This window comes from Methanofollis sp. (assembly GCF_028702905.1).
Lineage (GTDB): Archaea > Halobacteriota > Methanomicrobia > Methanomicrobiales > Methanofollaceae > Methanofollis.
Genome location: NZ_JAQVNX010000024.1, coordinates 1 through 25,762 on the forward strand (window position 1 = coordinate 1; position 25,762 = coordinate 25,762).

A 25,762-nucleotide genomic window follows, 5' to 3' on the forward strand; every position below is an offset into this window, starting at 1 on the left:
TTCAGGCCGGGGACGCGTTTGTTCCGAGGAAGGTCACGACCGTCCGGCCGTACTCCTCGGGCGCATGGGACGACCCGACATGCGGGATGCCCCTGAACCGCACGAGCCACGACCCCTCGATCTCCCCGGCCATCCGGACAGAAATCGCATCGGGCGTGATCTCGTCGGCGGTCCCGACGATGAGCATCACATCCTTCGTGATCCCGGAGAGATCATCGTAGGTGCCGTTCCAGGCGAGGTTTGCGTTCGCCTCTTTTCGCAGACCCGAAGGCAGGGAGGCGTCCCCGGCGCACGCCGCGAGCGTTCGTGCAACGTCTTCGTCTCGTTCAGTCGTGTGCTGTAGGTTGACGAGGAGAGGACGAGTTTTCTGACCGTTTCTGGGTGGTCGATGACGAGTTGCTGCGCAACCGACGACCCCATCGAGACGCCGTACACGTGCATGCTCTCATGGCCGAGCGCCTTCATCAAACCCGCCGCATCGTCGGAGAGCCGGGGGATCGTGTAGGGTGCGTCGGTGTCGCCGCTGTGTCCCATCGCACGGTGGTCATAGATGTAGACATGGTACTGCCCGGCAAGGATGCCGACGAGTGTCTCGTTCCACGTCTCCATCACACCGCCGAACCCGGTGATCAGCAGCAGGGGTTCGCCCGCGCCGAACTCCCGGTATGCCAGACGAACGCCGTTCACGTCCGCGTACCGGACGGGGGTGTCGTTGATGGATATCGGCGGGGAGGACGGCGCGAGTGTGACTGCCGGCGTCGCCGATGTTCTGTTGTCAACCGCTCCCGTGCACCATGCCGTCAGGAGCAGGCAGAGGCAGATCAGACTACACGAGATCCACATTTTTTTCATCAGAATTCGTCCTCCTGAAAATAGGTGTCACATATCTGGCCATCTCGGCAAAAAAATCATCTGATTGGCTCTGGAGAAAGCCTCATGTGCCGGTCGGGGGATATCCTCTGGTCCGATAGGGTGCGCCCGGGCACATCGCCCTCCCTACGGTCGTCCCCGGGGACGGGAATCCCTATGGCGGCGATATCCCATACCACAGGATTCTGCCGCTTTCCTGCCGACACTCCTGCCCTGTCGGGCGCCCCTCACTTCTCGTAGGCGACGAGGATCTTCCCGAGTTTCTTCTCCTTCTCCTTGATATCCCCGATTTCGTCCTCGGTGAGACGGGCGATCGCCGGGACTTTCTCGTAGGCGACGAGAACGGCCCCGAACTCCTTCTCGAATGCCTGGAGTCTCTTCACTTTTTCGTCGGAGAGATGGGCATATGCGGTGCACTGCATGACATCACCGTGCCGGGATTGTCCTGATTCATTATAAATTTTCCATCTCGTGGCATCATCCCGGTTTTTTCTTATCTTTCAGACCTGCTTTGCCAGATCAAGGCCAGTTCAGATCCCCGCCGCGGGTTGCCAAAGATTTATGTTCCCCGCGTCCTATCTCTCCGGCGAGGTGGGAGATGATCGGGGAACAGTCGGCATATCACCGGCCTTTTCTCGACCTCTGGTTCTCGGTCCCCTGCCGCTATCCTGCCGAACCCGACCACTATTCCCTCTCCTGCACCCTCTACGACCTCCTCGCCTCTGTCAGGTCGGCCTTCTTCTCCGCCCGCGCCGGCGATTCCTTCACGCGGGACACCATGCCGGTGGTCATCGAACTCGCCGGGCGCCCCTGCCTCCACCTGATCGAGGACAGCCCGCCGCGTTTCCGCACCCTGATCAGGCGGACAGGCGATCCCTGCCTGTATGAGTTTCTCATCCTCCCGCGAGACCGGTACTCGCTCCGCGACCTTGCCGCGGACAGGAACGCACTCCTTGCCGTGAACAGGATGCTTGCCGGCGGCAATGGCACGCCGAAGTCTCTCTCCTATGCCGGGTTCGACGAGGAGGGCGAACCTGTCGGAAGACTCTCTTTCGGCGCCCTGTCGATGCGGTACCTGATGCGGGACCGGATCCGGGCCGCGGTCTCCGACCTCTTCTTCGACAAGTTCTGCTTCTTCGAAACGGTCTTCGAGGGTATCGGGCGCCTTCAGGCAGACGGGGAGACGGGCGAGTACGCCGCCGCCTGGGTTGCAAAGGTCGATGCGATCCTGGAGGAGGAACTGGCGCGGCAGCATATCGACCGCACGGTTCTTGAAAAACAGAAGAGATCCCTGAACGCCTTTATCCAGAGCATCCATCGCCGGACGGCCCTGCCGCAGATGCGGTAGGCGCCATTATGAGGGGGGGGTGGATGGCAACTCCTCCTCAGCATATTCTCGTCGCTCTTCCCCGACCCTATCCTATTAGGAAGGGAGGTCTCCTGATGATCAGTCCCCTCCTACCTCTCCCGCGTCACCGCCCCGGCCCAGACGCACTGCCCGTAACTGATGCAGCCGTCGCCGAGGGGGTACTCGCGGCTGGTGACGAAGGAGAGGCCCGCCGTCTCGACGCACGAGCGGATCGTCTCCCTGATCGCCGCGTTGTAGGCGACACCGCCGGAGAGGGCGACCGTCCTGATCCCCCGCTCTTCGGCCGCATGGACCGCGAGGGCGGCGACGCCGCGGGCGAGGTTGTGCTGCACCGAGGCGGCGATGTCCGCGCTCCTCCCCCCGGCGGCCTGCGCCCTGGCCGCGGTCCGCAGGAGGTCGGTCGTCTTCAAGACCTCGCAGGGCCCGTCGCTGCCGAAGGAGAGGTCCCAGTCTGCGGGAGTCCCCTCCGCCGCCGCCGCCTCCAGCTTCATCGCGGGCTCGCCGTCATAGGTCCGCTCCCGGCATATCCCGAGGAGGGCCGAGGCCGCGTCCAGGACACGCCCGGTGCTGCTCGTCATGGGAGTGTTGAACCGCCTCTCGACCTGCCGCCCGAGGACGCCGATCTCGACCTCGCCCCAGCCGCGGGCGGCGAGGAGGGCGCGGGTCGCTTCCTCCGGGAGGATGCCGTAGAGCATCCGTTCAGGGAACTTTGTCGCCAGGTCGCCGCCCGGCATCGGCACCGCCTCGATGTGCGCGACTCTCTTCAGGTCAGGCACCGCGCCGGCAAAGACCTCGCCGCCCCAGACCGTGCCGTCGTCGCCGTAGCCGACGCCGTCGATGGCGATGCCGACGCACTCCTCCGCCGTCACCGCCGCGATGTGAGCGCGGTGGTGCTGGACCGCGACGAGGTCCGCTCCCCTCTCATCGGCGAGGTCGCGGGCATAGCGCGTCGAGAGAAAACCGGGGTGGAGGTCGTGGGCGACCACCTCGACCTCCGCGCCGAGCAGGCGCCCGATCTTCTCCACCGTCTCCCGCAGGTAGGCGAGGGTCGTCGGGTTCCTCACGTTTCCGACATGGGGCGAGGTCACCGCAAATCCGTTCCTGTAGATCGTCGTCGTGGCGTTCAGTTCAGGGCCGACGCCGAGGATGCACCGCGTCCCGAGATCGATCGCCTTCCTCTTCGGGGCGATGCCGCGGGAGAGCCTGATGATGTAGCCGTCCCGCACCACCGAGTCGTCGCAGCGGTTCACGATCTCGCGGCTGTGGACCAGGAAGGCGTCGGCCTGCCCCTTGAGGCCCCTGACCGCGTTCTCCGTGTCGGTGATCATCGGCGTGCCCGGCATGTTCGCGCTCGTCATGATCAGCAGGTCATGGGAGAGACGGGCAAAGAGGAGGTGGTGGAGGCCGGTGTACGGCAGCATGACGCCGATGGTATGGAGGGACGAGATCCCGGTATGGGCATGGACGTCCCGTTTTTTCGCGACGACGATCGGCCTGACCCGGCTGTGCAGGGCCTCCTCCTCCTCGGGGGAGAGGGCGGCGTACCGCGCTGCTGCGGCGCCGTCCCGCACCATCACCGCGAGGGGCTGTTCGGTCCGCCCGAGACGGGCCTTGAGAGTGCCCGCCGCCTCCTCGACACAGGCGAGGTGGAAGCCGCCGACGCCCCGGATCGCAAGGACTTTCCCGGCGTCCAGGAGTGCCGCCGCCTCCGCCACCGGGTCGCCGCACGCGACCCCCCTGCCGTCAGGGCCGAGGAGGAGGAGGGACGGGCCGCAGGCGTCGCAGGCGATCGTCTGGGCATGGTGCCGCCGGCAGGCCGGATCGGTGTACTCCGCCCCGCAGGCGTCGCACATCGGGAACTCATCCATTGCCGTCCTTTCCCGGTCGTACGGGAGCGTCCTGATGATGCTGTACCGCGGCCCGCAGTTCACACACGACGTCGCCCAGTAGCCCGCGTACCGGCCGCCGGGCGTATCGATGTCCCTGACACACGCGTCGCAGATCGCGACGTCCGGGGGGATCATCCCGTCGAGGGCCCCCGTGCCGCTTGAGAGGATGGAAAAACCGGGTGCGACCTCTTCATCGAGGGGGAGCACCTCCACCGAATCGATAACGGAGAGATGCGTGCCCTTCGATACGGCGTCCACGAACTCGGGAAAGCGCGCGCCGACAGCGGCGACCTCGACACGGCTCCCCAGGTTTTTCACCCACCCTGAAATGCCGAATTTCCCGGCGCAGGCATAGACAAAGGGACGAAATCCAACCCCCTGGACAATTCCGCGGATGATGATCTTTCCCCTGTTCTGCATTGTGTAACCTGCAAAAATTTATTGGGTCATAAGGCGATATATAAATAGGGTTTTTGCGTGACAGGTCATATTCGGATTGTGAATGATCCCGTTGAAATGGTTCCGCTGCTCCTCACATTCAATAATCCAAAGTTCAAGCAAATGTATGAACTGCTCAACAAGAACTGGATGACCGAGGACGAGCTCTGTGAGCAGTGTGGAGAACAAGCCTGCGTCGCCGCCTGCATCTCAATCCTCAAGAAGGGTAACCTCATCGAGGAGCAGTGGCGGATGCCCAAGCCAGGCCAGAAGCCATGCAAGGAATACAGGACGACCTACGGCACCTTCAGGGCAAGTTTCCAGTGCACGATGACCGACCTTGCAGACCTGATCTACATCGCCCTGTCCACGGATGATAACCTGCGGACACTCGTATCCAATATCGACGACGAACTGAAGACCGGAAACTCGTCCATCTCCGATATCGGCCGGAAGTTCGGGGTGTCGTCTCTCTTTGTCAAGGCACTCTCCAAGAGGATTCCGCACCTTGACGTCAAGGGGCAGGGGCTTGTCTATGCCGACAACAACGGCCGGTGATGACCCTCTCGCCACCCTCCTGCGGAGTAAACGCGAGATCACCAGGTTCCAGATCCTTGTCGAGGTCGCCGAGCACCAGCCCGCGATCCGCCAGCAGGAGATCGCCGAGAAGATGGGGGTGACGCCGCAGGCGGTCTCCGAGTACATCCGGGAACTCGCCGACGACGGTTTTATATCTGCCTACGGCCGTGGCAGGTATGAGGTGACGAAAGAAGGGATCGAGTGGGTGCTGAACAATGCCGAGGTGCTGGAGAACTATGCCCGACATGTCACCCGCGACGTGATCCAGAAGGTGCGGGTCTGGCCCGCGATCGCCGCCGGGCCCCTGAAGGAAGGCGACGTTGTCGGTGTCTATATGATGGACGGCTGGCTGTACGCCGCGAAGGGGGAGAGGAATGCGATGGGCGAGGTGATTGCCGACGCCGTCGCCGGTCAGGACGTCGGGATCGCGCAACTCACCGGGCTGATCGACCATACCGAGGGGACGGTCCGCGTCCTCAAGGTGCCGCGGATCGAGAGGGGGGGCTCGCGGAAGGTCGACCTTGCCGGGATGCAGAAGGTCCTTGCCGGGGTGCAGATGGTCGGGGTCGTCGGGCTTGAAGCGGCTATCGCCCTGCGGGCGGCAGGCCGGGAGCCCGACATCACTTTCGGCTCGCGGGAAGGTGCGGTCGAGGCCGCCTTCCATGGTGTCGAGTGTGCGGTCCTCATCGTCGACGAGGAGTTCACCGATTTTCTCAAGCGCCTTGAGAGTGCAGGGCTGAACTACACCATCCACGACCTTATCATTCCATGATTGTCATCATCGCCCCGCAACGGGGCTCATATAAACTCATTCTTTTTGACGGGCGGTCTGTCAGGGAGACCGGGGTCTTCGAACTTGCCCATTCTACCCGCGGGTATCGGCCGACAAACCTGAAACTCCGTGCATCCGGGCGGAGAAATTACCAGAATGTCCCGACAAAGAAACTGGTCGATCTGATCCGGGGGTCCGACGTCAGGATCACGAAACCCGAACCCGGACTCCTGGCATTTCTCGGGGACTTCCAGGTCCCGCCGGCAGAGGTGAAACTCTGCCGCATCTGCCTCCTCGAAGACAAGGTAACCCCGCTGTCGAAGAAGAACGGCGTACGCTTCGGCAGGGAGCATATCTGCATGGAGTGCGCCGAACGGGAACTGCGGCGGGAGATGGGCTATGTGGGCCGTTTCGGCACGAGGTCGTTCTCGCATATCAGGAGCCTCCTCGACTCGTACCGCGACGTGGACAGGGTGCTCTCCCTCCTCCAGCCCGAGCAGCGTGACTCCTCCCAGACGCTCTTCGACCGCATGGAGGCGGTGGAGCCGATCGACACGCAGCACATCACCCAGCTGCCTGTGCCCCCCGCCTTTGCAAAGGCCTCGGGCGTCGAGTACCTCACACCTGTCCAGCAACTCGCCGTCGATGCCGGTCTCCTGGAACACCAGGACCTCCTGGTCGTCTCGGCGACGGCAAGCGGCAAGACCTTTGTCGGCGAGATGGCCGGGCTCAAGAACCTGCTCGAAGGGAAGGGCCGTCTCCTCTTCCTTGTCCCGCTCGTCGCCCTTGCAAACCAGAAATATCTCCGTTTCAAGGAACGCTACAAGGGCATCGCCTCCGTCTCCCTCCAGACCGGGAGGAGCCGCCTCAACCTCCCGGAGACGCGGCCTGTCGGCGAGAGGAACACCCGCGCCGAGATCGTCGTGGGCACGTACGAGGGGGTCGACACGGTCTTTCGGAACGGGAAGACCCTCGCGGAGATCGGCACCGTGGTGATCGACGAGGTCCAGAACCTCGAAGAACCCGAGCGGGGCCACCGTCTTGACGGCCTCATCGCACGGATCAAGTACGCCTCGCCGAAGGCCCAGTTCCTGTATCTCTCGGCGACCATCGGGGCGCCGAGCGTCCTTGCACGAAAACTCGGCGCGAAACTTGTGCGCTACGACAGCAGGCCTGTCCCCCTCGAACGCCACCTGATCTTCTGCGAGAAGAAGAAGAAGATCCAGTTCATCAAGTCGATGGTGAAGGAGGAGTTCGGGCGGCGGTCCTCGAAGGGGTATCACGGGCAGACGATCGTCTTCACGAATGCCCGGTCGCGGTGCCACACCCTTGCCGACGCCCTGGGCCAGAACGTGGCCAGGCCGTACCACTCCGGCCTCACCTCGCAGGAGCGCCGCCAGGTCGAGGACCTCTTTGCCTCCCAGAAGATCGCCTGCGTCGTCACGACCGCGGCTCTCGCCGCGGGCGTGGACTTCCCGGCATCCCAGGTGATCTTCGACGCCCTGGCGATGGGGATCAAGTGGCTCAGCGTGCAGGAGTTCAACCAGATGCTCGGCCGGGCCGGGCGCCCCGACTTCCATGACCAGGGCAGGATCGTCATCCTTGCCGAACCCGGTGCGACCTACTCGAAGACCTCGAAGGTGACCGAGGAGGAGATGGCGATCCTTCTCCTGAAGGGCGAGATGGAGGAGGTTGCCCCTGTCTATGACCTCGAAGGGAGTTCCGAGGAATTTGCCGCGAACGCCGTCGCCTGTCACGGCGACGAGGCGCAGATCCAGTGGATGGAACGTGTGATGGTCGGCAGTCTCGAACCTGTCCTCCAGACCCTGATCGAAACAAAACTGGTGAAGCGGAAGAAGGGGGAGATCGAACTAACCGATCTGGCCAGGGTGATGGCCCGCCACTTCATCGGCGTCGAGAAACTGATGCGCGTCCGCAACCTTGTCCGCGAGATGGAGGACCCCCTGCTGATCGCCGCCGAGATCGACGGCACGAAAGCGGGGGAGGAGAGGTCGTAGGACCTCTCCCTGTCCAGGATTCCCGGGCCGGAAAAGGCCCGATCTTTTTTGTTCTGCCCGGTACCTTTGTGCATCTCTCCCTCATGCTGTGATGGGCGTTTGAGAGCCTGGGATATCTTTTCTACTTTATGGTGCCTTTTTAACGGGGCAATCTGATTTTTGTCCGATTTTTCTTGAATTTTCATATGATATTGGGTCGATGCCACGCTATGAAATTAGATACTTTAATATATGATTATGTGATTATGTATGATACGCGAGGCGCGTGCATGGACTCCACAGTTTCGACACAACAAGAGGCACGATCGATTGCCGCACAGATCAACGGGGACGGTCTCGACTGCGAAAAAATTGTGACATCTGAGGACGAGGTGCGGGCCCTTCTTGAGAGGAATGCAGAGAAAATCCCCCCTGTCGGTGAGATGCTGGAAAGACTCAAAAAATATGAGAGTTGTGAATAAATTTCTCTTTTGACGTGTTCCGGCTTCAGGAGAGGCAGACCCAGCGGTCATAGAGAGGATCGCGGTCGCTCTCCCTGACTTCGGGCGTCCGCCCGGCAGAGCGGCACCAGGCCGCGACCATGCGGGCCTCCTCTTCCGTGGCGACGGTGATGAGCGTCTCCTCTGAGAGGGCCAGGAGTTCGAGGGTGAGTCTCTCCCATATCCCGCTGTCGAAGGAGCGGATCGTCCCCATCATAAATGCTGTCCCGTAGGGGACCGGCCTGAAATAGGTGGTCGCCATCGTCCCGTCGATGCACGCGGTCTCTTCCGGCACCAGGCGCCCCTCCTCGAAGCCGCGGGCAAGAAGAGCGGGGTCGTGGTCGTAGGCGAGCGTCTGCATCCCGGCCGACCTGAGTGCGGCGGCGCCGACACCTGAGCCACAGCAGCAGTCGATACAGACGGCCCCCTCCTGCCTGCCCCAGACCTCTGTGACGAGGCCCGCGATCTTTCCCGGCCTGTCAGGCGGGATGTCCTCGATCGACGGTTTGACCTCCCTCAGGATCGCGGCACTGTAATACTCCCGCACCGCGCCTGTCCAGACCTCCCTCTCCTCCTGGTAGATCTCTCCGTCCGTCCCTTCAAAGAGGTCGATCACCTCTGCCGCCGGCGGATGGAAAAGATAATTAGCCGCGTACCACGCACCGCCGCTCCTGAACGCGACGGCCATGAGATCCTCGTCCTCGTCGACGAGGAGTTTTCCGGCCTCGGGGTCGAGGGAGAGGATGGGGTCTGCCGCCGCCGGGTCCGCGAGGTCGGCGAACGAGTCCTCGACACATACGAGATCGGTCAGTTCGAGTATTTCCGCTGCTTTCATGCTTCCTCCTGTACTTCTCTCTCGAACCGGACCCCCTCGGGCGCCCGGATCGTCCCGTCAATGCGGGCTTTCTCGTCGAGGGCGAGGGTCCTGCCGCTCACATTGCCGAGGATGTGCACTCCCGGCGCCACGGTGACCTCGTCGCCGCCCTCGACATTGCCGTGGACCTGCGTGTTGTCCCCGACCCTGATAAGCCCGCTCGCCCGCAGGCTCCCGAAGATGGTGTTGTCCCGGCCGACCACGACCGAGGCGGCCTTGATGTTGCCGTGGAGGCGGCAGCCGTTCCCGATCGTCATCATGGTCGGGACGGAGAAGACCTTCATGTCGAGGTTCGAGGACGGCGGGATGAGCAGGGGGTTTTCGTCGTCGTCGTCTTCGTCCTCGCCGAAGATCTCCTTGAGGGCGTCGTCGATCTCGTCGGGGTTGTCGATCTTCAGGAGGGTCATCACATAGAGGATGAGGTAGGCAATCACCGGCATCGGGTTCCTGATCGAGATCCACCCTTTTGCCTCGAAACCCCGCTCGATCTGGACGTTGTCGCCGACGTCGAGGTCGCCCTGAACGATGAGTTTGCCGTGGACCTTTACCCCTTCCCCGAGATAGGCATCTGCGGCGGCGATCACGTCACCGTTGATCTCGCACCAGTTGTCGATCCTGACGTCACCGTCTGCAACAATGCTTCCGTTGAGAGTGCAAAATTCGCAGACGACGATGTCTTTCCCTTTCAGCCCGTAGTCGATCGTGCAGCGGTCCCCGATGATGATGGTATTCCCGGTCTTCAGGGTATGTTCCTGCAGTTCGGTGCCGTCGGGAAATGAACACTGGTATATCCAGTCCTGAATCCCGTCTTCCATGAACAGGTACACACTCACCCCGTGCCCTTATCAGTCTTGTCAAAAGGCCTGCGGGGGAACGGGAGAAGAGATGCGCCGCTATTCTGCGGGGAGGACTGAATGTGCCGCCGTCAGGAGAGACTCCGCGGACCTGCTCCGGGAAGAACCGTCACGGACAGTTTGTTCCTGATAAAAAAAGGGTGTTCAGGCCGCGACCACGATGGGCGCGGTCTCGAGCTTGGACTTGATGACCTCGACCCGGCGGACCGGGAAGATCGGCTTGATCAGTTTGAAGACTTCCTTGGCAGTCTCGCCAGAGACGACAGCCTTCGAGAATTCGTCGAAGGAGCTCTGGGCCGCCTGTTCAAGGACGCTCTTCATCGTCACTGCCCTGATCTCGTGCACCTGGCTGAAGTTCGCCCTGTTGATGGTGAAGCACGTGATGGTCAGGCGGACCTTCTTGCCGTCCTTCGTGGGGACGAGGATAAGGGCGTCGATCCTGGAGGTATTTCTCTTCACGAGCCCGCGCATGTAGTCGCGGGTGATATCGTGCCCGACGAACTCGGTGTATGCCGCGTCGCCGGCGACGTTGTTCACCCTGAAGCGCATCTTGATGTGCTGCTTCGCGTAGTCCTGCGAGATCTCGCCGAGCGTGGTCTGCATCACGCGGCCCATCACAAGGGACGGGTCAGCGGAGATCGTGTCGCCGATATAGGTCTTGCCGAATGCTTCGGGACCGTAGACCTTGTACCAGGACTTGGCCTTCCAGCCTTCGACTCTCTTTCCAACCTGCTTTCTCTTTGCCATGAAATCACCAGATTATTTGAATTAAATTCCGTATCCTCTTTTCCAGAGAGTTATGTCGCTCTTTCAGGCCCTGCCCGCTTTATCGAGGAGGTACGAACAGACCTCCTCAGCGATGGCGAGGTTCATCAGGTAGTCGTCCACCGACGCCGTCACCGACCGCAGGTGTTCGCCCCGGATCCCGGTGACGACTGCGTCGCCCGCGGCCGCCGTCTCCATGCCGGAGAGGTTGTCGGGGGCAAGGGCGCCGGCGACGCACTCTGCACGTGCGCTCACGGTCCTGATGGTGCCCTCGATCCGGATCACGCGGTCACCATCCTGGCGAACTCCTTTCTGAACTCGCCGATCCGGTCGGCCGGGATGCGTGCTCCGCCGCGGTTCCTGTGACCGCCGCCTGTCCCGCCTGTCTGCGCGGCGACCGTCCTGAGGATCTCCTCAAGGTCGATCTCCACGCCCGGCGGGCAGCGTGCCGAGACCTGCCAGACGTCCCCGGCCGGTGCGATCACCGCGATCGGCCCGGTCTGCCTGAGGTCGTAGGCGAGGCAGTCGGCAACGCCGCTTGCCGCCACGGCGTCGGCGACCTCGTAGATCATCCCGACGTCGTCGGCCTTCCTGGCGGCGAGTGCGTCGAGCACCCGGCGCCTGAAGGCCCCTGCGACTTCCATGGCCTCGGGAACGCACTCGGGGGCCCTGAGGCAGACCGATGCCGCAAGTCCGCCGCGGCCCTGCTGGCCGCAGCCGTCGATGACGGCGACAAGGGTGCGTGCGTCCTCGATTACCTCGCGTTCCAGCCGGTAGCGGTCGCCGTACACGCGGGAAAAGACCGACGGTGCCGCGTCCGCCCCGGCCTCCAGCACGAGGAGAGAGAGGAGGACGTCGTCGGCCACCTCTTCCTCGCCTGTTGCGGCGTCGAGGATGCCGGTCACGGCCGCGTCGTTCCCGCTGAGACCGCTGATGAACGGGGTGACCGCCATTTCAAGGGCTTCGTGCAGCGTGTTTCCGGGGAGGAGAAGGCCCCTCTCCGGGCTGATGAAGCCGTTGGCGATCCCCTCGTTCAGGATCTCCCGGTTGGTGCCGGAGAACTGCTGCCCGTCCCCGATCATGCCGAGGACGGCAAGCCCTGCAAGGTCACGGTTGTCCCCGAGCGCCTGGGCGACCAGGTAGGCCGCGCCCGATGCCGAGAGCTCCTGTTCCCCGTCGAGTCCCGCGAGGTGCGGGTTGACGTGGAACTCCCCGGTGAAGTGGGGGACGTGATGGTCGACGACCATCGTGCTCTCCGGCAGGTCGGCAAGGCCGGCACCGAAGTCGCAGAGCAGGGTCGATTCAGGGTGCCCGATCTCGTCGGCCCTGATGCCCTGCCGTATCCGCAGCCGAAAACGCAGGCCCGCGCGGAGCATGGCCTGAGAGAGGATCGCCCCTGCGGCGATCCCGTCGGCGTCATGGTGCGCGTAGACCTCGACAAAGTCGGTGGCACGGATCTTCCCTGCCACCCGTTCAGCAGCGGCCTGAATGGACATGACTTATCTGGAGAGGAGAATCTCGGCAGTCTCCGGTTTGTAGGTCCAGCCCTTCTCGAGCTTTCCGCTTGTCGTGTAGTACCTCACCAGGCGGCGCACCTTGGACTCGGTGAGCTGGAGCTGCCGCTTGTTGTGAAGGTCGTTTTTGTTCTCGGCAAGGTGCTTCCTCATCCCGAGCGCCTTGGCGATCAGGTTGCGGAGGTCCTCCGGGAGGTCCGACCCGAGGTTGTTTTCCTCGAGGATCTCGCCGATCTTCTTGCCTGTCACGAGTTTGACATCAGAGACGCCGTACTTGTCCCTGAGGATGAACCCGATCTCGCTGCTGGAGTTGCCCTTTTTGCGAAGGTCGACAACAATCTTCACGGCTTCGTCGGCCGACATGCCGCACCACTCGGGTGCTTCAGTGCGGTATGGGGCGACGGAGCAGGACTTGCCTCTCCTTCGTGCATGCATTCGTGCCATGATCTACCTCTCAAATGACAGAGTAAGTCCAGAAAAGAGCAGAAAGTACTTCTACTGACTTTTCGGTAATCCCGAGCCACTTTTGGCCATGCCATCGGGCACGTCGGACTTACGTCAGCCAGCACAGAAACGTGCTGGTTATTCATTCACCTGCGCGGTATTAAGGCTGTCGTCGGCCTGGATCATAACCTTTAATGCCGCCTTTGTAGGACTATTTTCACAACAGACCGCATGGCACACGATTTGCTTTCAGCCTTCCATGCCTGGCCATGGAAACTGCCTGCCCTCCTCGCCGCGACAGGCGGCGCCCTTGCCGCCACGGTCTTTGCGGCGTCGTTCGGCGTGACAACCGTTGTCGCTCATCTCTTCTTCGTCCCGGTCATCCTTGCGGTCTGCTGGTACGGATGGAAGGGCGTTGCGATGGCGGCGGCCCTCCTCGTCTCCTATCTCCTGGTCATTGCATTCTTCTTCGGCCCGGCTTCTTCGGTCTTTATCGAGGCGGCAGGCCGCGCCGTCGTCATCGCCGCCGTCTCTCTCCTCCTTGCCCTGTTGTCGGCGCGGATCGCGGGCCTGGCGCAGGACTACCACGGGATCTTCGAGCACTCCGGGGGCGGGATCCTGATCATCGACAGGGAGGTGCCGTCCGTGCTTGCCGCGAACCGTGCCGCGGCCGGGATGCTCGGCTTCTCCCCCGAGGACGTCGAGGGGCGGTCTTTTTCGTCTCTGTTCCCGGATGCGGCGGTCGGCGAGGATATCTCGGCGGCAATCGGGGAGGGGCGGCCCCTGGAGGCGGTGGAGGCGGCGCTGACCGCGAGGGACGGCAGTGTCCGCTGGGTCAGGATCTCCACGGGTTCACTCCCCGGCGGGAGGGTCGCCTGCACTCTTCTCGATGTATCGGACCGGAGGGAGGAGGTGCGGGAGATGGAAGTCCTCGCCCGTTTTACCGGCGACAACCCGAATCCCGTCTTCAGGGTCGATAGTGCCGGGAGGATGATGTACGCCAACGCGGCCGCCGCATCCCTGGAGTCCATCTGGGATACGGATGCGGGGCGGCCGTTCCGCGTGCTGATTGCCGCTGTGGTCGCCCGGGCGATGGATGGAGGGAAAAACGAGGAGATCGAGGTGACGATCGCCGGAAGAACAGTCATGTGCACGGTCGTGCCGGCGGCAGGCGAGGGCTATGCCAACATCTACGGGCGGGACATCACCGACATGAAGAGAGTCGAGGAGGCGATCCGCCTCGAAGAGCAGAGGCTTGAAGCGCTTGTCAGGCTGAACGGGATGGCCGCCGCACCTGTCAGGGCGATCACCGACTATGCCCTGGAGATCGGGATCACCCTCACCGACAGCGAGATCGGGTACTTCGCCTTCCTCAACGAGGACGAGTCGGTCATGACGATCCGGTCCTTGTCGCAGAAGGCGCGGGAACTGTGCCGGGTGAAGGATCTGCCGGAGGTGTACCCCCTTGAAAAGACGGGGCTGTGGGGGGAACCGGTCAGGCAACGCCGCACCGTCATCGTGAATGACTATGCCGCCCCCTCTCCCCTCAAGCGGGGCACGCCGCCGGGCCACTCTGAGATCAGGCGGTTCATGAGTGTCCCGGTCTTCTCCGGGGGGCGGATCGTTGCGGTCGCCGGTGTGGCGAACAAGGTCGGGCCGTACGACGAGGCCGACGCCAGGCAACTCTCCCTGCTGATGAGTGAGATGTGGGCGCTCCTGCAGAGGAAATGGTACGCCGAAGACCTGGCGCGTTCCGAGAACCTCTACAGGACGGTCTTCGAGACCACGGGCACGGCGACGATGGTCATCGACGAGGCCGGCACGGTCACCCACGTGAACTCCCGGTTCGGCCCCTTCTTCGGGTACGACCCGGCCGACCTGGTCGGGAAGAGTGTCTGGTCCACTCTCTTCACCGGCCCGGCCGCGGAGGTCACGCGGCGCTACCATGCACAGAGGCGGTATGGGACAGGGGCGCCCTCGACGTACGAGGTGCAATTGCAGGACCGTGATGGGCAGACGCGCGATGTCCTCCTCACCGCGGCCCTCATTCCGGGGACCCTCACGAGCATCGTCTCCCTGGCAGACATCACCACCCTGAAGGAGACTGAACGCGAACTCCTCGAACGCAACAGGGAACTCTCTTTTTTCTCCGGGATCGGGGACATCTCGGTCTCGTCCTCGTCTCTCCCTGATATGCTCGGGGCGATGCTGCAGGCGGTGCTCCAGACATCTGGCCTCGACGGCGGGGCTATCCATCTTATCGAATCGGGTGGGGCGACGGCATCGCTCGTCTGCCAGTACGGCGTCCACGACGCCGCTGCCGTCCCGGCCGTCTCGCCTGTCGCGGAGGGGGCCCTGCCTGCCTGGGCGGCGGAGCAGTTCGCGGCGGCGGTCACCGTCCCCCTCCTTGCCGGGCAGGAGCGTCTCGGCGTCATGACTGTCGGGGGTGATCACCCGTTTTCCGACAAAGAGGAATCTTTCCTTGCCGTGGCCGGGGGCGCGATCGGGATTGCGGTTCAGAGGGCGGTTTTGCGGGCCGAACGCGAGCGGGCGAGCGAGGAGGCGAACCTGTACCTGGACATCATGACCCATGACATCAACAACGCGAATGCCGTGGCGATGGGGTACAGCAGTCTCCTGGTCTCGATGCTTTCGGGCAGGGAGGAGGCGCTGGCAAAGGGGGTGCTTGCCGGCATCAGGCAGAGCGCGGAGATCATCACGAATGTCTCGACCTACCGGACAATGAGCAGGCGACAGACGAGGGTCGAACCCATCCCGCTGGACCGCGTGATCCGGGGGCAGGTCGCCGTCTTCTCCGACGTGGACGTCAGGTACGGCGGGACCGACGGCATCGTTGCGGCGGACGAACTCCTCTCCGAGGTCTTCGCAAACCTGATCGGGAACGCGGTGAAGTTCGGCGGCACCGGGGTGACGGTCTGGATCACGGTGGCGGACAGAAACGGCGAGGTAGCGGTGACGGTCGCGGACAATGGTCCGGGCATCCCCGACGACCAGAAGGTGCGGGTCTTCGAGCGTTTTGTCCGGAACTCAACACGCGTCTCGGGCAAGGGTCTCGGCCTCTGGATCGTGAAGATGCTTGTCGAGCGTTACGGCGGGAGCATCGCGGCCTCGGACCGCGTGGCCGGCAACCCTGGCGAGGGCGCGGCGATGGTCGTCGTCCTGCGGAAAGCGAAGGCGGCGGGGAAATAACCTTTAATATCTTTGACGGGCAAGAGTGTATGGTACCTGCGATAGTAGTCTAGTGGTAGGACAGTGGCTTCCCAAGCCACTAACTCGGGTTCGAATCCCGGCTATCGCATGCCGCGTTTCTGTTCCGGTCTTTCTCGTGTATTTTCGTTCTGATTGTGGGCATCTGTACGAAATGTACGCCAACACATTATGACAACGCTCTTGATCAAGCAGCGAAGAGTGCGCTCTTCCTAGAACGATTCCACAGATCTGAGACACAATAGGTGAAAATAGCGATCTGTCTGCATGTACTCCTCTGATATGCTTGGGCCTCTGCTTCCCCTTCTGCTCGATCGTTGATCGTGGTTATGATCCCTCGTAGGTCTGTGTCCTCTTGCACCGATATATGAGAACCGACCGAAGAAATCTTGGTTGACAGCGTTGACCTCTAGTAACGAGGTGAATGAAATCGATGAATATGGGTGTGCTTGAGGGGATACGGGATGATCACCGATAGCGCTGACGAATACCTGATCGGCCTCGTGAGAGAACTCTGCAAACTGTCTCGGGAGACAGAGTGGTTGGAGTTCAATCGGGTCAGAACCCTGAAATTAGGTTGATTTGATCATCAATAGTAGTTGAGAGGTACGCGGGGATGAGGGGAGAGATGAACAACATCGCCGGTGTTCCTGTTACCGGGAGACAGGGGAAGAACACAAGTGTAGGGATGGACGGAGGATAGGCGGTGGGCTGAGTGACGTCTGTTCTTGCTCTGTTCCTGGCGATGCCAGAGGTACACGACCACGTCCTTTGCCGAATGGCATATCCCCATCCCCCTCCAACCTCATCCAGATGCAGACGCCAGACGACGAGATCCAGACCTATGTCGAGACGACCCTCAAAAATTCCGGTTCCCACGGCCTCGACCACACCCTCAGGGTCACCGCCCTCTGCCGGGAGATCGGCCTGGCCGAGGGTGCCGACATGCGGGTGCTCGTCCCCGCCGCTCTCCTCCACGACATCGCCCGCCCCCTGGAGGAGGAGACCGGCGTCCCCCATGAGGAGGAGGGGGCGAGGATCGCGGAAGAGTATCTCGAATCGATCGGCTACGACGCTGCCCTCGTCCCGGCGGTCGCCCATGCCATCCGCGCCCACCGGTACAGCACGGGCGCTGCGCCCGCGACCCTGGAGGCGAAGGTCCTCTCCGACGCCGACAAACTGGACGCCATGGGGGCGGTCGGCCTCGCCCGGACGTTCCTCCAGGCCGGCGAACGCGGGGGCGGCATCCCTGACGCCGTCGATCATATCCACGAGAAACTCCTGAAGCTGAAGGGCCTGATGTACACGAAGACCGCCCGCAAACTCGCGGAAAAGAGGCACGCCTTCCTGAGCGACTTTGTCGGGGCCCTCGAGGGCGAGATGCGTCGGGTGTGATCCCCTCTTCTTTTTTTTTCGACGGTGCCGGAGAGCGCCCGGAAAACCGGAAGGTTGATGCATTCACAATTGTGAATAGTGATCGCTTCACAATTGTGAAATCCCGGCGACAGACCTGCCGTCTGCCCGGGCCTCTATGGTGGATATCATGACCAGCGACACCGGAAATATCCCCGCCGGAGGGTCGAGATGAGGATCGTCTCCATCCACGCGGACAGCATGCACTACCGGGCGACGAAGAAGACGCCCTTCGCCGAACCCCTCGACGAAAAGGAGGGCGGCATGGAGGAGTGCGTCGTCCTCTTCTGCTGCGTCGAGGAGATGGACCGCCTGGACCCCGCGGCCGTGGTCGGGAAGGCCGCCCGGAACGTCCTCGCCCGCATGGCGATGCTGAAGGCACAGCGGGCGATCGTCTACCCGTACGCCCACCTCGCCTCAGACCTCTCCGACCCGTCGACCGCCCTCCATATCCTCGACGGCCTCGCCGACGCCCTGCGTGAGGCCGGCATCGAGGTGCGGAGGGCGCCCTTCGGGTGGTACAAGAAGTTCGACCTCGCCGGGAAGGGCCACCCCCTCGCCGATCTCTCGATGACCATCTGCCCGTTCGACGGGACGGCGTGCGGCCCTGTCTGCCCGCACTGCCGCCACCCCCTGAAGGGGGCGGAGACGCCCGGCCGTCCCTGACCACTACTCTTTTGGTGCCTTCGAGAGAGTACAGTGACAGCGAAGTCCATGCGAGAGGAAAAACCGATAATCTACCTGAACAACGCGGCGACGACCTGGCCGAAACCCCCCGAGGTGATCGCGGCGACCGCGGCCTCCCTTGCCCGTCCGGTCTTCGGGTCCGGGCGGACCGCGGGGACGGAGGGCGAGGACTATCCCACGCTCGCACGCGAGGCTCTCACCCGCCTCTTCCATGCCGGGCCCGCGGAGCACTACATCTTCACCCTGAATGCCACCGACGCCCTGAACCTCCTCATCCGGGGATTTCTCACCGCCCACCCCGGCCCCTGTCATGTCCTGACCACAGCCCTCGACCACAACGCGGTGCAAAGGCCCCTCCACGAACTGGAGAGGGCGGGGCGGATCACCCTCACCGTCGTCCCCTTCGACGAAGACGGCCGGGTCTCCCCCGCCGACGTCGAGAAGGCCCTCCGCCCGGAGACGCGGCTCATGGTCATGGCGCACGGGAGCAACGTGCTCGGCACTGTCCTGGATATCGGGGCGATCGGGAATCTCCTCCACGACCGCGGCGTCTACCTCGTCGTCGACGGTGCGCAGACCGCCGGCCACATCCCGGTGGACCTGGGGGCGCTCCCTGTCGACGCCTACGTCTTCACCGGGCACAAGGGCCTCTTCGGCATTGCCGGGACAGGGGGGTTCTATATCCGCGACCCCGACGAGGTGGCCCCGGTCAGGGTCGGTGGGACCGGGACAGACTCCTTCTCCCTCGTCCAGCCGCGGGAGATGCCCGAGAGGTTCGAGGCCGGGACGCCGAACTACCCCGGCCTTGCGGCGCTCGCTGCCGGCGTGGAGTTCGTCCTCTCCGTCGGCGTCGACGCCATCGCGGAGAAGGCGGAGCGCCAGACGGCGTACATCATCGGGGAACTCGAAAGAGAGCCGAACATCGTCGTCCACACCAGATGCCCGGCCCTGCCGATCGTCTCCTTCTCCGTCAGGGGGATGGACGACGACGACGTCGGGTTCGTCCTGGCCCGCGCCTATGGCGTCGTCACCAGGACCGGCCTCCACTGCGCCCCCCTCGTGCACGGGGCGATCGACGGCGGGAAAGGGTGCGTGCGGCTCAGCCTCTCCTGGTTCACCACCGACGAGGAGTGCAGGACCGCGGCCGCGGCCATACGGGAGGTTGCACGCCATGCGTGTCGTCAGGTCGATTCGCCATAAGTCCTGCGCCGACGGCACCCTGATGAAAGAGTTCGTCCTCAGCGCCCCGCTGACCGCGGGGTTCTTCTCGTACCTCGAAAATTTCGGGCGCGTGGAGGCGATGCCGGACCTCGGCGAGGGCTTCTACACCTTCGAGAAGACGGACTTTTTCTCCATCAAGGGGTTTGCCGGGGACACGACGGTCGAGGTGCGGTTCAGGCGCGAGGTGATGGACCTGACGACCGACTTCCTGTACTCCCTCTTCTCCCTGTACCGGGACGGCGACCCCGACTTCCCGACGCTGAAAAGGCGGGAGAGTGCGCTCGCCGGGCGGGTGCACGAGCACCTGTACGGGAAGTGACTGCCCCCACCGGAAGACCTCTCATATTCCTCGCCCAAGTGATCATAACCATGGACAGAAAGATCTGCGCTGACCTCCTCTCGCAGGTGCGGGAGAGACGGCCGCTCGTACACCACATCACCAACACCGTGACGATCAACGACTGCGCCAACATCACCATCTGCGCCGGGGCCGCCCCGGTGATGGCCGGGGCGATCGAGGAGTCGGGCGAGATGGTCGCGGCTGCCGGGGCCCTCGTCCTGAACATCGGGACCCTCAACCCCGCGCAGGTGGAGTCGATGCTCCTCGCAGGCAAAAGGGCGAACGAACTCGGCGTGCCTGTCGTCCTCGATCCGGTCGGGGCCGGGGCGACACGCCTGCGGACCGACGCGGTCCTGCGGATCCTGAAGGAGGTGAAGGTCGCCGTCCTCAAGGGGAATGCCGGGGAGATCGGCGTCCTCGCCGGCATGGGCGGGAAGGTGCGGGGCGTGGACTCGTGCGGCCTCGCCGGCGACCCGGTCGAGACGGCGAAGGCATGCGCCCGGAGCACGGGCACGGTGGTGGCGATGACCGGCGAGACGGACGTCGTCACCGACGGGGACCGCGTCGTCCTGGTCAGGAACGGGAACGCCATGATGGACCGCCTCTCCGGGACCGGGTGCATGGCCTCCTCGGTCGTCGGGTCCTTCGTCGCGGTCGCCGACGACCCCCTCGCCGGCGCCGCCGCGGCCCTCGCCGCCTTCGGGCGCGCCGGGGAGAAGGCGGCCGCGGGTGCCCGCGGTCCGTACTCCTTCCGGACCGCCCTCTTCGACGAACTCTACGGCCTGACCCCCGGCGACCTCGCGGAGGGGGCGCGGCTGGAGGCCGTCTGATGGGCTACGACCTGTACGTCGTCACCGATAGGGAGGTCGGCCGCGGCCTCTCCCACCTCGACCAGGCCCGTCTCGCCGTTGCCGGCGGGGCCGACGTCGTCCAGATGCGGGACAAGACGATGAACACCTCGGCCCTCCTGCGGGAGGCGCGGGCGGTCAGGGCGGTCACCGCCGCGGCAGGCGCCCTCTTCATCGTCAATGACCGCCTGGACGTCGCCCTGGCGGTCGGCGCCGACGGCGTCCACCTCGGCCAGGACGACCTCCCGGTGGAGGAGGCGCGGGTGCTCGCCCCGCCCGGTTTCATCGTCGGCCTCTCTGTCGGCGACGTCGCGGAGGCGGTGGAGTCCGTCGCCGGCGGCGCCGACTACGTCGCCCTCAGCCCCACCTTCTCGACCACCTCGAAGGCCGACGCCGGACCCGGCCACGGCCTTGCGACCCTCCGGGCGGTCCGGTCCGCAGTCTCCGTCCCCGTCCTCGCTATCGGCGGCATCGGCCCCGAGAACGTGGCCGATGTCATCGCCGCAGGCGCCGACGGCGTCGCCGTCATCTCCGCCGTCGTCGGGCAGGAGGACGTGACCGCCGCCGCCCGGACGATGAAAAACCTCGTCGCCGCCGCAAAGAGCGCCCCGCACCTCTCCGGCGCCCGTGAAAAGGCCGGGGACGATGGTGCGTTCTGAGAAGAGAATGAGGAACCGGAGGGATCTCCGGCGATGTATCCTCCCGGTCTGATGGTAGGGGGAAGATAGTGGATCGGCGCTCTCCACCGGGGGACTACCGCTGAAAATCTGAGATTTTCTTGTGCTCACTCCGTTCGCAGCCCCCGGCAGCGAAAATCTACGGTCAACGACAAATCATAGATTTGCCAGAACAGGAAAATCTTCGATTTTCCCGTATTTCTCGAATTCGCTGACGCTCATTTCCCCCGGTACCGGATAGGGGGTGGGATGGCAATCCCCCTCTTCGGATCTCTGTTCTGTCTTCCCCGGTCCAATCCTGAGCGGGGGTCCGGGGGCGTAGTCCCCCGGTTCAGATTTAGGGGAAGGCGGTTGATCAGTGTCTCTTGCCGGGGGGCTTTGCCCCCCCGTCCCCCCACCCTCAGGATAGGGGTGGGATGGCAATCTCTCTCCTCCGGATCTCCGATTCACTCTTCCCCGGTCCTATCCTGAGATCGGGGGTCCGGGGGAACGACCGGAGGGAGTCGAGAAGGTCGAAGACCTTCGCTGGACGAGCGACAGCGAGGGGTCCCCCGGTCTATACTATGGGGAAGGCGGTCGATCCTCGTCTCTCCCTTACTTCACCGCGAGCATCCTCTCGATCGCCGTCCGCGCCCTGTCGGCGACGTCCGCGGGGACGGTCACCCGCGGTTCGAGGGTGACGAGGGAGTGCCTGACCTTTTCGAGGTCGGTCTTCTTCATGTTGATGCAGACCGCCCTCTCAGAGAGGGGGTAGAACTCCTTGTCCGGGCACTTCTTCCGCATCTGGTGGATGATGCCCGTCTCCGTGCCGATGACGAAGGAGCGGGCCTCGCTCGCGCAGGCGTGCCTCACCATCCCTGACGTCGACTGCACGAAGTCCGCCAGGTCGATCACCTCGGGCCTGCACTCCGGGTGGACGAGCACCTCGGCCTCGGGGTGGAGGCGGCGGGCGTCCTGCACGTTCTCGGGCGTGAACCTGTCGTGGACATAGCAGAACCCGTCCCAGGGCATCACCTCCTTCGTCGTGAACCTGGCGACGTACCTCGCCAGGTTCCGGTCGGGCACGAAGATCACCCGGTCCTCCTCCAGGGACTCGACCACCTTCACCGCATTCGCCGAGGTGCAGCAGATGTCGCTCTCCGCCTTCACCTCCGCGGAGGTGTTGACATAACAGACGACCGCGGCGTCGGGGAAGCGCTCCCTCAGCACCCGCACCTCCCCGGCGGTGACCATCGCCGCCATCGGGCAGCAGGCGTCGCCCGCCGGGAGCACCACCGTCCTTTCGGGCGAGAGGATCGCGGCGGTCTGGGCCATGAAGTCGACGCCGCAGAAGATGATGACGCCGGCTTCGTAGGCGGTCGCCGCCCTCGCAAGTTCCAGGGAGTCGCCGACGAGGTCTGCGACGTCCTGCACCGCCGGTATCTGGTAATTGTGCGCAAAGATGACGGCGTCCCTCTCCTCTTTCAGGCGCACGATTTCTTCAACGAGTCTCTCCTCCATCGTCTCCCGATCCTCCGGAAGGGCAACCATAATGTATATCTGTTTCCACCGAATAGAGAGTATTCACAATTGTGAATGTGCCGGCGCCCCCCCTGCCGGCAACAGGAGACGGGTATGCCGAGACTATTGTCAGAAAAAGACCTTGCCATGCTGAGAAAACTCGCGCCCGAGTGCAGCGATCTCGTCTGCGCCGGGTCGGGCGTTCCTTTCCGCTCCCTCCTCCCGCCTGTGGCGAACCACTTCGCTGCCGGGCCCGACGACTTCGGGGTCCGCCTCGCCCGTCTCGACGACGACGAACTCCGCACCCTCGTCGGCCTCATCGAGACCGGGGAGGAGAGTCTCGGCTGCGTCCCGCCCGCGTGTGCCGACGTCCTGATCTCCCTCCTCGCGACGCGCCTCGGATCCGGCACGGCCGGGCGTGTCCTCGGCATCTACGAGGCGGCCGCAGGGTGCGAGGAGCGGGGGATCTGATGAAGGTCCACCTCTCCCCCGACAGGACCGAGGAGATCGCGGTGACGGCGGCGACCGTCGAGGACGTCCTCCTCATGCTCGGCGTCAACCCCGTCGAGGTGATCGTCTCCCGGAACGGCACCCTCGTCCCCGAGGACACCGTGGTCGGCGGCGACGACGAACTCAGGGTGATCAGGTTTGTCCATGGCGGGTGAGGCAGGCCGCTGCTCCTCTCCGGGCTGCACCGAACCCGCGATCACGGTTCTGCGCGGGACCGGTGAGCGCCTCTGCGCCCGCCACTTCACCGCGTCGGTCGAGGGCCGCGTGCGGGAGACCGTCGAAGGCCGGGGCATGGTGCAGGACGACGACGTCGTCGTCGTCGGCCTCTCCGGCGGCAAGGACAGCACCGTCCTCCTCCACGTCCTCAGCCGGATCCTCCGCGGCCGTCCCGTCAGGGTCGTCGCCGTCACCGTGGACGAGGGGATCGCGGGCTACCGGGAGGAGACGGTTCAGACAGCCCGCGCCATCACCGCCGCCTGCGGCGTCGAGCACGTCATCGTCTCCTTCGAGGACTTCTGCGGCAGCACCCTCGACACTCTCGTGCGCGACCTCCCCCTGCATCCCTGCACCATCTGCGGGGTGTTGCGCCGCCGCCTCCTCCAGAACGCGGCCCGCGACCTCGGGGCGACGCGCCTTGCGACAGGCCACTGCCTCGACGACGAGGTGCAGTCGGCCCTGATGAACATCCTGAACGGCGACGTCAGGCGGATCATGCGGACCGGCGTCCCCGACACGGGCGCGTTCGTCCCGCGGATCAAGCCCCTCAGAAATATCCCGGAGAAAGAAGTGACAATGTACGGGATCGTGCAGGGGATCTACACGCCCCTCCCCGAGTGCCCGTACGCCGGGGAGGCCCTGCGGTCCGACGTGCGCCACCTCCTCTCCACCCTCGAATACCGCCACCCCGGCACGATGGTGCGGCTGATGGAGGGGTACGACCGCCTGCGGGAGAGGGTCGGCGGCTGCGTGGAGGCGGAGGGGGTATCGTACTGCCCCGACTGCGGCGAACCGAGCACGGGCGGCCTCTGCCGCGCCTGCGAACTCCTCAGGGATCTCAGGACGCGGTGACTACATCCCGCACTGGCTGTCCCCTTCGCGCAGCTGCATGCAGATGCCGCAGATCCGTTTCCCGAGGTCCTCGACCTTTCCGTCCTTCAGGTCGACGGCAAGGGACCGGATCGACTCCTTCACCTCGTCCTCGAAGACGATCCTGTAGCCCCGCTTCCCGGAGATGTACTGCGAGACCGCGGACGGGGCCATATCGAGGAGGCGGGCGGCCTCGAGTTGCGAGACGCCCGCGGCTATCAACTCCCCGGCAATCGCCGCCCGTATCGCCGGCAGCACGTCCCAAACGATTAACTGGCACGGTACTTTCATACTATCACAACGTATATACGCAGGAAGAGAGCACCTATCGTGCGTACTTCACAATTGTGAATTGGGGCCCTGCACGAAAATACTTTGCCATCCTCCAGGTGGCGCTGCAGCAGGGCCAGGGGTCAATCGATATGAAAAGACTGGTGTATATGGACCACGCGGCGACCACGCCCGTGAAACCCGACGTCCTCGAGGCAATGCTCCCGTACTTCTCCGAAAAGTTCGGCAACCCCTCCTCCCTCTACGCGCTCGCCCGCGACTCGAAGGAGGCGGTGGAACATGCACGGGCACAGGTCGCGGCGGCGATCGGCGCATCGCCCGACGAGATCTTCTTCACCGCCGGGGGATCGGAGTCAGACAACTGGGCGATCAAGGGGACAGCCTTTGCGAACAGGAAGAAGGGCGACCACATCATCACCACGGCGGTCGAGCACCACGCCGTCCTCCACACCTGCGAGTACCTCGAAAAGCAGGGTTTCAAAGTCACCTATCTTCCGGTGGACAACTACGGCATGGTCGACCCCGCGGACGTCGAAGCGGCGATCACCGACAGGACAGTCCTGATCACGGTGATGGCCGCGAACAACGAGATCGGCACCCTCCAGCCCATCAGGGAGATCGGGCGGATCGCCCGCGCCCACGGCGTCCTCTTCCACACCGACGCCGTGCAGGCGGTCGGCGCCGTCCCGATCGACGTGAAGGCCGACAATATCGACATGCTCTCCCTCTCGGGCCACAAGTTCTACGGCCCGAAGGGGATCGGCGCCCTGTACGTCAGGAAGGGCGTCAGGCTCGACAGCCTCGTCCACGGCGGCGGGCAGGAACGCCGGCGGCGTGCCGGGACCGAGAACCTCCCCGGCATCGTCGGCCTGGGGAAGGCGATCGAGATGGCGACCGCGGACATTCCGGGCCACGCCGCACATATCGCGGCGATGCGCGACCGCCTCCGCGAGGGGATCCTGGCCGCCATCCCGGACACCATCCTGAACGGCCACCCGACGCAGCGCCTCCCGAACAACCTCAATGTCAGTTTCCGCTACATCGAGGGCGAGTCCGTCCTCCTCATGCTCGACGCCCACGGCATCTGCGCATCGAC

Annotated in this window: 28 protein-coding genes and 1 tRNA gene; 17 read left to right on the plus strand and 12 right to left on the minus strand. The window is 64.0% G+C overall.

Annotated features, from left to right (window positions below):
* Nucleotide 1 precedes the first annotated feature (1 nt).
* From PHP59_RS04620 to PHP59_RS04630, 3 genes are all read right to left on the minus strand, one after another.
* Nucleotides 2-187: a hypothetical protein gene (locus PHP59_RS04620; RefSeq protein WP_300164316.1), complete on the minus strand. Its 186-nt coding sequence runs from the start codon at nt 185-187 to the stop codon at nt 2-4.
* Nucleotides 187-852 (minus strand): alpha/beta hydrolase, encoded by a 666-nt coding sequence (locus PHP59_RS04625; RefSeq protein ID WP_300164319.1) that lies wholly within the window; start codon nt 850-852, stop codon nt 187-189. The genes PHP59_RS04620 and PHP59_RS04625 overlap by 1 nt, the downstream gene beginning before the upstream one ends.
* A gap of 245 nt (nt 853-1,097) precedes the next feature.
* Entirely contained in the window at nt 1,098-1,292 is a 195-nt protein-coding gene (locus PHP59_RS04630) for a hypothetical protein (RefSeq protein WP_300164322.1), read from the minus strand.
* 176 nt (nt 1,293-1,468) lie between these two features.
* Here PHP59_RS04630 and PHP59_RS04635 point away from each other — a divergent pair, with 176 nt between their 5' ends.
* A complete protein-coding gene (locus PHP59_RS04635; protein ID WP_300164325.1) occupies nt 1,469-2,218 on the plus strand; it encodes a hypothetical protein in 750 nt (249 codons plus the stop codon).
* 110 nt (nt 2,219-2,328) lie between these two features.
* On the opposite strand, the gene hypF is transcribed toward PHP59_RS04635, so the two are convergent.
* Nucleotides 2,329-4,548, minus strand: coding sequence for a carbamoyltransferase HypF (gene hypF / locus PHP59_RS04640; protein ID WP_300164328.1), 2,220 nt, complete (start codon nt 4,546-4,548; stop codon nt 2,329-2,331).
* Between the two features lie 96 nt (nt 4,549-4,644).
* Between hypF and PHP59_RS04645 the strand changes: the two genes are divergently transcribed.
* The 4 genes from PHP59_RS04645 (at nt 4,645) to PHP59_RS04660 (ending at nt 8,396) form a co-directional block, all read left to right on the plus strand.
* A complete protein-coding gene (locus tag PHP59_RS04645; RefSeq protein WP_366943725.1) occupies nt 4,645-5,124 on the plus strand; it encodes an ArsR family transcriptional regulator in 480 nt (159 codons plus the stop codon).
* Nucleotides 5,102-5,917: a MarR family transcriptional regulator gene (locus tag PHP59_RS04650; protein WP_300164334.1), complete on the plus strand. Its 816-nt coding sequence runs from the start codon at nt 5,102-5,104 to the stop codon at nt 5,915-5,917. The genes PHP59_RS04645 and PHP59_RS04650 overlap by 23 nt, the downstream gene beginning before the upstream one ends.
* The gene (locus PHP59_RS04655) at nt 5,914-7,935 is read left to right on the plus strand and encodes a DEAD/DEAH box helicase (protein ID WP_300164336.1); all 2,022 of its coding nucleotides are present in this window, start codon (nt 5,914-5,916) and stop codon (nt 7,933-7,935) included. The genes PHP59_RS04650 and PHP59_RS04655 overlap by 4 nt, the downstream gene beginning before the upstream one ends.
* A gap of 209 nt (nt 7,936-8,144) precedes the next feature.
* On the plus strand, nt 8,145-8,396 hold the full coding sequence (locus PHP59_RS04660) for a hypothetical protein (protein ID WP_300164339.1): 252 nt from the start codon (nt 8,145-8,147) through the stop codon (nt 8,394-8,396).
* Nucleotides 8,397-8,421: 25 nt separating this feature from the next.
* On the opposite strand, the gene PHP59_RS04665 is transcribed toward PHP59_RS04660, so the two are convergent.
* From PHP59_RS04665 to PHP59_RS04690, 6 genes are all read right to left on the minus strand, one after another.
* On the minus strand, nt 8,422-9,249 hold the full coding sequence (locus PHP59_RS04665; RefSeq protein ID WP_300164342.1) for a hypothetical protein: 828 nt from the start codon (nt 9,247-9,249) through the stop codon (nt 8,422-8,424).
* Nucleotides 9,246-10,103, minus strand: coding sequence for a polymer-forming cytoskeletal protein (locus tag PHP59_RS04670; RefSeq protein ID WP_300164344.1), 858 nt, complete (start codon nt 10,101-10,103; stop codon nt 9,246-9,248). The genes PHP59_RS04665 and PHP59_RS04670 overlap by 4 nt, the downstream gene beginning before the upstream one ends.
* Before the next feature lie 183 nt (nt 10,104-10,286).
* Nucleotides 10,287-10,889: a 30S ribosomal protein S3ae gene (locus PHP59_RS04675; RefSeq protein ID WP_300164347.1), complete on the minus strand. Its 603-nt coding sequence runs from the start codon at nt 10,887-10,889 to the stop codon at nt 10,287-10,289.
* A 63-nt stretch (nt 10,890-10,952) separates the two neighbouring features.
* Nucleotides 10,953-11,192, minus strand: a complete 240-nt coding sequence (locus PHP59_RS04680; protein ID WP_300164350.1) for a KEOPS complex subunit Pcc1 — start codon at nt 11,190-11,192, stop codon at nt 10,953-10,955.
* On the minus strand, nt 11,189-12,403 hold the full coding sequence (locus PHP59_RS04685; protein ID WP_300164353.1) for a DHHA1 domain-containing protein: 1,215 nt from the start codon (nt 12,401-12,403) through the stop codon (nt 11,189-11,191). Before PHP59_RS04685 ends, PHP59_RS04680 begins: the two co-directional genes overlap by 4 nt.
* Nucleotides 12,404-12,406: 3 nt before the next feature.
* The gene (locus PHP59_RS04690; RefSeq protein WP_300164356.1) at nt 12,407-12,865 is read right to left on the minus strand and encodes a 30S ribosomal protein S15; all 459 of its coding nucleotides are present in this window, start codon (nt 12,863-12,865) and stop codon (nt 12,407-12,409) included.
* A 231-nt stretch (nt 12,866-13,096) separates the two neighbouring features.
* On the opposite strand from PHP59_RS04690, the gene PHP59_RS04695 reads away from it, so the two are divergent.
* The 8 genes from PHP59_RS04695 (at nt 13,097) to thiE (ending at nt 21,261) form a co-directional block, all read left to right on the plus strand.
* A complete protein-coding gene (locus tag PHP59_RS04695) occupies nt 13,097-16,075 on the plus strand; it encodes a PAS domain S-box protein (RefSeq protein WP_300164359.1) in 2,979 nt (992 codons plus the stop codon).
* 38 nt (nt 16,076-16,113) lie between these two features.
* A tRNA-Gly gene (locus tag PHP59_RS04700) sits at nt 16,114-16,184 on the plus strand.
* A 722-nt stretch (nt 16,185-16,906) separates the two neighbouring features.
* Nucleotides 16,907-17,488, plus strand: a complete 582-nt coding sequence (locus PHP59_RS04705; protein WP_300164362.1) for an HD domain-containing protein — start codon at nt 16,907-16,909, stop codon at nt 17,486-17,488.
* Between the two features lie 189 nt (nt 17,489-17,677).
* Nucleotides 17,678-18,172 (plus strand): threonyl-tRNA synthetase editing domain-containing protein, encoded by a 495-nt coding sequence (locus PHP59_RS04710; RefSeq protein ID WP_300164365.1) that lies wholly within the window; start codon nt 17,678-17,680, stop codon nt 18,170-18,172.
* Between the two features lie 33 nt (nt 18,173-18,205).
* Nucleotides 18,206-19,393: an aminotransferase class V-fold PLP-dependent enzyme gene (locus tag PHP59_RS04715; protein ID WP_366943726.1), complete on the plus strand. Its 1,188-nt coding sequence runs from the start codon at nt 18,206-18,208 to the stop codon at nt 19,391-19,393.
* Nucleotides 19,365-19,733 carry a hypothetical protein gene (locus PHP59_RS04720; protein ID WP_300164368.1) on the plus strand — a complete coding sequence of 123 codons (369 nt, stop codon included), beginning with the start codon at nt 19,365-19,367 and terminating at the stop codon, nt 19,731-19,733. Before PHP59_RS04715 ends, PHP59_RS04720 begins: the two co-directional genes overlap by 29 nt.
* Before the next feature lie 50 nt (nt 19,734-19,783).
* The gene (thiM, locus tag PHP59_RS04725; protein WP_300164372.1) at nt 19,784-20,584 is read left to right on the plus strand and encodes a hydroxyethylthiazole kinase; all 801 of its coding nucleotides are present in this window, start codon (nt 19,784-19,786) and stop codon (nt 20,582-20,584) included.
* Nucleotides 20,584-21,261 (plus strand): thiamine phosphate synthase, encoded by a 678-nt coding sequence (gene thiE, locus PHP59_RS04730; RefSeq protein ID WP_300164375.1) that lies wholly within the window; start codon nt 20,584-20,586, stop codon nt 21,259-21,261. The genes thiM and thiE overlap by 1 nt, the downstream gene beginning before the upstream one ends.
* 612 nt (nt 21,262-21,873) lie before the next feature.
* On the opposite strand, the gene nadA is transcribed toward thiE, so the two are convergent.
* Entirely contained in the window at nt 21,874-22,809 is a 936-nt protein-coding gene (nadA, locus tag PHP59_RS04735; protein WP_300164378.1) for a quinolinate synthase NadA, read from the minus strand.
* A gap of 84 nt (nt 22,810-22,893) precedes the next feature.
* Between nadA and PHP59_RS04740 the strand changes: the two genes are divergently transcribed.
* From PHP59_RS04740 to PHP59_RS04750, 3 genes are read left to right on the plus strand one after another with little or no spacing between them, the layout of a single operon-like run.
* A complete protein-coding gene (locus tag PHP59_RS04740; RefSeq protein WP_300164380.1) occupies nt 22,894-23,250 on the plus strand; it encodes a hypothetical protein in 357 nt (118 codons plus the stop codon).
* Nucleotides 23,250-23,444 carry a MoaD/ThiS family protein gene (locus PHP59_RS04745; protein WP_300164383.1) on the plus strand — a complete coding sequence of 65 codons (195 nt, stop codon included), beginning with the start codon at nt 23,250-23,252 and terminating at the stop codon, nt 23,442-23,444. The genes PHP59_RS04740 and PHP59_RS04745 overlap by 1 nt, the downstream gene beginning before the upstream one ends.
* Nucleotides 23,434-24,357 carry a TIGR00269 family protein gene (locus PHP59_RS04750; RefSeq protein WP_300164386.1) on the plus strand — a complete coding sequence of 308 codons (924 nt, stop codon included), beginning with the start codon at nt 23,434-23,436 and terminating at the stop codon, nt 24,355-24,357. Before PHP59_RS04745 ends, PHP59_RS04750 begins: the two co-directional genes overlap by 11 nt.
* Here the strand turns inward: PHP59_RS04750 and PHP59_RS04755 are convergent, their stop codons facing one another.
* Nucleotides 24,358-24,666 carry a transcriptional regulator gene (locus tag PHP59_RS04755; protein ID WP_300164389.1) on the minus strand — a complete coding sequence of 103 codons (309 nt, stop codon included), beginning with the start codon at nt 24,664-24,666 and terminating at the stop codon, nt 24,358-24,360.
* A gap of 125 nt (nt 24,667-24,791) precedes the next feature.
* Here PHP59_RS04755 and PHP59_RS04760 point away from each other — a divergent pair.
* Nucleotides 24,792-25,762, plus strand: a 971-nt coding sequence (locus PHP59_RS04760; protein ID WP_300164395.1) for an aminotransferase class V-fold PLP-dependent enzyme, incomplete at its 3' end; no start/stop codon positions are given.

Bases quoted from the DNA above. Each gene is read 5' to 3' on its own strand.
- PHP59_RS04630 (WP_300164322.1), bottom strand. From the start codon at position 1,292: ATGCAGTGCACCGCATATGCCCATCTCTCCGACGAAAAAGTGAAGAGA.
- PHP59_RS04740 (WP_300164380.1), top strand. From the start codon at position 22,894: ATGCCGAGACTATTGTCAGAAAAAGACCTTGCCATGCTGAGAAAACTC.
- PHP59_RS04705 (WP_300164362.1), top strand. From the start codon at position 16,907: ATGCAGACGCCAGACGACGAGATCCAGACCTATGTCGAGACGACCCTC.
- PHP59_RS04655 (WP_300164336.1), top strand. From the start codon at position 5,914: ATGATTGTCATCATCGCCCCGCAACGGGGCTCATATAAACTCATTCTT.
- PHP59_RS04755 (WP_300164389.1), bottom strand. From the start codon at position 24,666: ATGAAAGTACCGTGCCAGTTAATCGTTTGGGACGTGCTGCCGGCGATA.
- PHP59_RS04685 (WP_300164353.1), bottom strand. From the start codon at position 12,403: ATGTCCATTCAGGCCGCTGCTGAACGGGTGGCAGGGAAGATCCGTGCC.
- PHP59_RS04645 (WP_366943725.1), top strand. From the start codon at position 4,645: ATGGTTCCGCTGCTCCTCACATTCAATAATCCAAAGTTCAAGCAAATG.
- PHP59_RS04665 (WP_300164342.1), bottom strand. From the start codon at position 9,249: ATGAAAGCAGCGGAAATACTCGAACTGACCGATCTCGTATGTGTCGAG.
- thiM (WP_300164372.1), top strand. From the start codon at position 19,784: ATGGACAGAAAGATCTGCGCTGACCTCCTCTCGCAGGTGCGGGAGAGA.
- PHP59_RS04620 (WP_300164316.1), bottom strand. From the start codon at position 187: ATGCTCATCGTCGGGACCGCCGACGAGATCACGCCCGATGCGATTTCT.
- PHP59_RS04710 (WP_300164365.1), top strand. From the start codon at position 17,678: ATGAGGATCGTCTCCATCCACGCGGACAGCATGCACTACCGGGCGACG.
- thiE (WP_300164375.1), top strand. From the start codon at position 20,584: ATGGGCTACGACCTGTACGTCGTCACCGATAGGGAGGTCGGCCGCGGC.
- PHP59_RS04675 (WP_300164347.1), bottom strand. From the start codon at position 10,889: ATGGCAAAGAGAAAGCAGGTTGGAAAGAGAGTCGAAGGCTGGAAGGCC.
- nadA (WP_300164378.1), bottom strand. From the start codon at position 22,809: ATGGTTGCCCTTCCGGAGGATCGGGAGACGATGGAGGAGAGACTCGTT.
- PHP59_RS04650 (WP_300164334.1), top strand. From the start codon at position 5,102: ATGCCGACAACAACGGCCGGTGATGACCCTCTCGCCACCCTCCTGCGG.
- PHP59_RS04670 (WP_300164344.1), bottom strand. From the start codon at position 10,103: ATGGAAGACGGGATTCAGGACTGGATATACCAGTGTTCATTTCCCGAC.
- PHP59_RS04690 (WP_300164356.1), bottom strand. From the start codon at position 12,865: ATGGCACGAATGCATGCACGAAGGAGAGGCAAGTCCTGCTCCGTCGCC.
- hypF (WP_300164328.1), bottom strand. From the start codon at position 4,548: ATGCAGAACAGGGGAAAGATCATCATCCGCGGAATTGTCCAGGGGGTT.
- PHP59_RS04625 (WP_300164319.1), bottom strand. From the start codon at position 852: ATGAAAAAAATGTGGATCTCGTGTAGTCTGATCTGCCTCTGCCTGCTC.
- PHP59_RS04660 (WP_300164339.1), top strand. From the start codon at position 8,145: ATGAAATTAGATACTTTAATATATGATTATGTGATTATGTATGATACG.
- PHP59_RS04745 (WP_300164383.1), top strand. From the start codon at position 23,250: ATGAAGGTCCACCTCTCCCCCGACAGGACCGAGGAGATCGCGGTGACG.
- PHP59_RS04695 (WP_300164359.1), top strand. From the start codon at position 13,097: ATGGCACACGATTTGCTTTCAGCCTTCCATGCCTGGCCATGGAAACTG.
- PHP59_RS04635 (WP_300164325.1), top strand. From the start codon at position 1,469: ATGATCGGGGAACAGTCGGCATATCACCGGCCTTTTCTCGACCTCTGG.
- PHP59_RS04750 (WP_300164386.1), top strand. From the start codon at position 23,434: ATGGCGGGTGAGGCAGGCCGCTGCTCCTCTCCGGGCTGCACCGAACCC.
- PHP59_RS04720 (WP_300164368.1), top strand. From the start codon at position 19,365: ATGCGTGTCGTCAGGTCGATTCGCCATAAGTCCTGCGCCGACGGCACC.